Raw genomic sequence first — 2,159 nt, forward strand, 5'->3', positions numbered from 1 at the left:
CCAGATTCTGGAACAGGTAATGGAGGAAACCCAGACCCTGGAACAGGTAATGGAGGAAACCCAGACCCTGGAACAGGTAATGGAGGAAACCCARACCCYGGAACAGGTAATGAAGGAAATCCAGATCCTGGAACAGGTAATGGAGGAAATCCAGATCCTGGAACAGGTAATGGAGGAAACCCAGACCCTGGAACAGGTAACGGAGGAGACCAAAATCAAGGTGGTAACTCAACGACTATTGAGCTTACGAACAATCAAGTTGTACATCAAAAATCAGAAGAATTAACAAAAAATATATCTAGTGTATTAATAAAAGAAGCAGTAGATACAGTTGAAAGTTATCAAGGTTTAATTAGTCTGTACGAAATGTATTATGGGATTGATTTAAGAACAAAAGATGTAGGTCCTAAGCTAGAAGAGGGAAGTTTAGATGCAATTGCAACTGAACAATCTTTGTACTACGTATTAAATAAACAAAGCTTAATTGATTTAATTTCAAACCTAGTTTCATCAGGTATTACGGCAGAAGTTAAGCAAGATATGACAGGCTTAAAGCAAAAAATAGACTCTTATCAACAATTCATTACTAGTGCGGATCAAAATTCAATGTTACTAGCAGAGAAATTAAATGTAACGACGCAACAAGCAACTAGTATGAATGAAAATTTAGGAGAATATTTAAAAGGTTTAGCGAAATGGCGTGAAAGTAGCTTAAAGCTAGTTGAAGAACAGCAAGTGCTAACAACAAATAATACTGGTGAGCAAACAGCTGTTTTATCGTTAGATTCAGGTATTAAATCATTAATGATGCAAAGTCAGTCATTGGTCGAGAGTTCGAAGCATAGTTTAACAACATCAGACGATGTATATAAAACATTTGATCAAATTAATGGACAAGCAAAAGAAATTCAAGAAAGCGGAACGACAATTGTTTCAAAAGCTGATACATTATTAAATGACTTTACAAAGAAAATGGACGATGATAAATCATGATATGAATGTACCAACTACAGTAGTGGCATTCGGTATATCAATTGTGGAAGGAATTAGTATAGGTATCATTTCTGGACGTCTTTTACAGTTCGGTCAAGATCAAAGTTTACTATGGATTGCGTTTATCACAATCATTATGATGGCGTTTGTATTGGTCTCAACATACTTATTACGACAAATAAAAATGGTAGGGATGTTTATACTATTAGTATTTTTAAGTATGTACCTATTTTTAACTGAAGCAGTTGGAAGTAAAGTAGATCAAATGTCGTCTGTTGGAAAGGTACGTCAGTTCTCACCACTTCAGTATATAGAAAGCTTTCTAAATGATTTTATTAGCGGTAAAGATACTGGAAAAGTTATTTTCATCGTGTTGTTTGTAATTGCCATTATCGGATTAGTTAGTAATCTATTTGTATGGCATAAGAAATGGGAGGAAAAAGAAGTAAATGATCAAACAATGGAGCATAGTGGCTAAGTTATCATTTCTCTCTATCCTTTTACTGTTTGTCGCGCTACCGATAAGGAGCGCGGCTGACAGTTATCTTGGTGATGATGGGAAGATTAAGTTTAAAGTGGATCGACTTGAAGAAAGCGACCAAGAAAAAAATAAAAAGGAACATAAGGAAACGGAATTAGATAAAGCATCGATTGAGTTATTTAATAAAGAAATAGAAGAAGAAATTCAGAAAAAGAAAAAGAAAGAACAAAAAGATATGGAAGCTTTACGAGATTCTCTTTTTATAAAACAAAAAGAAATAAATAGTGTTAAAGATACGAAAAATAGTTTGTTTAGCAGTGAATACGTTGTCAGAAAAAGTGCAGATGAAGTAGCGAGTAATGAAACAATGAATGAAAAGCCAATTAGTACAACAATAATATTATTATTTGGCGGTGGCATTGTACTTATTTGCATCGGTATTTATACAGTTCTTCGCAAAAGTTGGAGGTAAAGTAATGGCAATACAAACACATATTAATGTAACGGTAGATTTTAGTAAATGGAATGGAAATACATACGATTTGCGTATTCCGAATCATCAATCTATTAAATATTTATTGAAAAATTTATTAGATACGCTAAAGATTGATAATCATGAAGGTTCACATTTTGTGATTAAAGTGAAAAATAAGTCAATTGTTTTAACAGATAATGATCGTTTAAT

Annotated in this window: 2 protein-coding genes and 1 pseudogene; all 3 read left to right on the forward strand. The window is 33.3% G+C overall.

Annotated features, from left to right (window positions below; genetic code table 11):
- A pseudogene (locus tag AC1DJR_RS29670) lies at positions 1–1,471 on the forward strand (type VII secretion protein EsaA); the annotation flags it as partial.
- Positions 1,443–1,946: a type VII secretion protein EssA gene (gene essA / locus AC1DJR_RS29675; RefSeq protein WP_219302095.1), complete on the forward strand. Its 504-nt coding sequence runs from the start codon at positions 1,443–1,445 to the stop codon at positions 1,944–1,946. The pseudogene AC1DJR_RS29670 and the gene essA, both read left to right, overlap by 29 nt.
- Before the next feature lie 4 nt (positions 1,947–1,950).
- On the forward strand, positions 1,951–2,159 hold a 209-nt coding region (locus tag AC1DJR_RS29680), incomplete at its 3' end, for an EsaB/YukD family protein (protein ID WP_477004224.1).

The sequence above is a fragment of the Bacillus sp. 05T31 genome (assembly GCF_056396725.1).